Genomic DNA, 2,926 nt, shown 5'->3' on the forward strand with positions numbered 1-2,926 from the left:
CCCCAATCTGGTCAGCCGCGAGCACGGCTCCTGGCTGTTCCTCGGCCCCATCTTCACCACCGCCGAACTCGTGCCCGACCGCGCCGAGATCGACCATTGCGGCTCCTGCCGCGCCTGCCTCGACGCGTGCCCGACCGATGCCTTTCCGGCGCCCTACCGGCTCGATGCGCGGCGCTGCATCTCCTATCTCACCATCGAGAACAAGGGGCCGATTCCGCACGAATTCCGCGAAAAGATCGGCAACCGCATCTATGGCTGCGACGATTGTCTTGCCGCCTGCCCGTGGAACAAATTCGCCCGGGCAGCTTCCGAAGCAAAACTCGTCGCGCGCGATGATTTGCGCGAGCCGCCGCTCGCCGACCTTTTGGGTCTCGATGACGCGGCCTTCCGCGCTTTCTTCTCCGGTTCGCCGATAAAACGCATCGGCCGCGACCGGTTCATCCGCAACGTGCTGATCGCCGCCGGCAATTCCGGCGATGCTTCGCTGTCTGGCGCGGTGCGTACGCTTCTCGGCGATCCGTCACCGCTGGTGCGGGGCGCGGCAATTTGGGCGCTGGCGCGGCTGGTGCCCGTTGCCGAATACTCGCAACGGGCAGCCATCGGTCTGAAAGCCGAGAGCGACGAAGCCGTGCGCGACGAATGGCGTCTGGCGCGGCCAACCAGGGCGAATGCATGAGCGAAAAGCAGATATTCATCTTCGGCGCCGGCTATTCCGGCAGGGCTTTTGCTCGGGCTAACAAAGGCGCCGCGACGATCTTCGGCACGACACGCTCGCCGGAAAAATTCGAGACGCTACGGCAGGCCGGTGTCGCGCCGCTCCTGTTCGACGGCGCGATGACCGGCGAAATCGGCGATGCATTGGGAAAAACAACGCATCTGCTGATTTCGGTCGCCCCGGAAGAGGCCGGCGATCCTGTGCTGAATGCCGCCCGCGCGGGAATCCTCACTCAAATGCCGGTGCTTGAATGGATCGGCTATCTCTCCACCGTCGGCGTCTACGGCAATTATGACGGCGCATGGGTCGATGAAACGGCGGAATGCCGGCCGGTGTCGAAGCGCTCGGTGATGCGGGTGGCCGCCGAACGAGACTGGCTGGAGCTGGGCCGCGAGATCGGCCGACCGGGGGCGATCCTGCGCCTGTCCGGCATTTACGGCCCCGGCCGCAACGCGCTGGTCAATCTGGAAAACGGCACTGCAAGGCGGCTGGTCAAGCCGGACCAGGTGTTCAACCGCATCCATTGCGACGACATTGCCGGCGCCCTGTGGCAGCTCATCGAAGGCAATACAGGCGGCATCTTCAACGTCACCGACGACCTGCCGGCGCCGCCGCAGGATGTCGTCGCCTATGCCGCTTCGCTAATGGGTATCGAACCGCCGCCCGAAATTCCCTTCGACGCCGCCCAACTTTCGCCCATGGCGCGGTCCTTCTATGGCGAGAACAAGCGTGTCGCCAACGCGGCGATCAAGGCGGCGGGTTATTCCCTGCGGTTTCCAGACTACCGCGCCGCCTTCGATCATATGTGGGCAAGCGGCGATTGGCGTGACGGCGAAGCGCGCAGCCCGATGAAGCGCTGACGATCGAAGCCGCGGGCGCGGCGTGCTATGATTCGGCCTTGGGATTGCGGTGGAGAACCGGGTTCATGAAGACAGCGATGAGGCTATCTCTAGGCAAAACGCCCCTGTTGGCCGCTGCGCTCGGCCTGCTTGCCGTGCTTGGGTTAGCCGTTCAGCCGGCGAGCGCCGAGGAGCGGGCAAAAGACCTGTTCGGCGCCAAGAAACTGCCGGCCGCGACCGCGGCGCGGTCGATCGGATTCTATTCCAAGGGCTGTTTTGCCGGCGGCGTCGCCATTCCCTTGGACGGTCCGACCTGGCAGGTGATGCGGCCGTCGCGCAACCGCCGCTGGGGCCATCCGACGATGATCGCGGTAGTCGAGAAATTGTCGCGCGACGCAGCGGCCGATGGTTGGCCAGGCCTGCTGATCGGCGACATTTCGCAGCCGCGCGGCGGCCCGATGCTGACAGGACATGCCTCGCACCAGATCGGGCTCGACGCCGACATCTGGCTGACGCCGATGCCCCGCCGCCCGCTGTCGATGGCGCAGCGCGAATCGATGAGCGCCACCTTGATGGTCGATGAGAAGACCCATCTGGTGAAGGACGCGCTGTGGACGCCAGCGCACACAAGGCTTCTGAAGCGGGCGGCGAGCTACGGCCAGGTCGAGCGCATCCTGGTCAATCCGGGCATCAAGAAAAAGCTCTGCGACACCGTCAAGGGCGACCGCTTCTGGCTGCGCAAGGTCAGGCCGTTCTGGGGCCACGACTATCATTTCCACATGCGCATCGGCTGCCAGCCGGGCTCGCCCGGTTGCAAGGCGCAGGAAGCGACGCCGGGCGATGACGGTTGCGGCAAGCCGCTGGCCTGGTGGTTCACGCAGGAGCCGTGGCGGCCCAACAAGAACCCCGATGCCCCCAAGGCGCGCGACCTGATGACGATGGCGAACCTGCCGAGCGAGTGCCGCGCCGTGCTCGACGCGCCGGGGCCGTCGTCGGCCGATGCGGCGACCTACCATGGCGGCGGCGTGCCGGTCGCGGCTGCCGCGCCCGAACCCGAAGCGCCCTCGTTGCCCGCCACCCCGGCCGCCGCCGGCTTGCCAAGCACGATGAACGCTTTCACGGCGACGCCCGAGATCGGCGTGCCGCTGCCGCGACCGCGGCCGCCTGGAAACTGACGATCACGGCTTATAGCTTATAGGCAGACTCAATCGGTTCAGCGCCTCATTTTTGCGAAACCGTGGCGGTTTGGCCGCAGAGCCGGCCTCAGCGCGCCGCCGGGGTCGAAAACCGTTTCCCTTTTCAAACCCATGCGCTAGTCAACGGAAGAACGGCCAGATGCCGTCGGGGGCGCCGGAGACGGACGAGAGCATGC

Annotated in this window: 3 protein-coding genes; all 3 read left to right on the forward strand. The window is 65.9% G+C overall.

Going from position 1 to position 2,926, the window contains the following annotated elements; genetic code table 11:
- Positions 1-676 (forward strand): tRNA epoxyqueuosine(34) reductase QueG (gene queG / locus EN750_RS27110; RefSeq protein WP_127398485.1); only part of this gene is annotated, 676 nt, incomplete at its 5' end.
- Positions 673-1,575, forward strand: a complete 903-nt coding sequence (locus EN750_RS27115) for an SDR family oxidoreductase (RefSeq protein WP_127398487.1) — start codon at positions 673-675, stop codon at positions 1,573-1,575. The genes queG and EN750_RS27115, both read left to right, overlap by 4 nt.
- A 65-nt stretch (positions 1,576-1,640) precedes the next feature.
- Complete coding sequence (gene mepA / locus EN750_RS27120) at positions 1,641-2,729, forward strand: penicillin-insensitive murein endopeptidase (RefSeq protein ID WP_127398489.1); 1,089 nt, start codon at positions 1,641-1,643, stop codon at positions 2,727-2,729.
- Positions 2,730-2,926 lie beyond the last annotated feature (197 nt).

The sequence above is a fragment of the Mesorhizobium sp. M7A.F.Ca.ET.027.03.2.1 genome, from assembly GCF_003999175.1.
GTDB lineage: Bacteria > Pseudomonadota > Alphaproteobacteria > Rhizobiales > Rhizobiaceae > Mesorhizobium.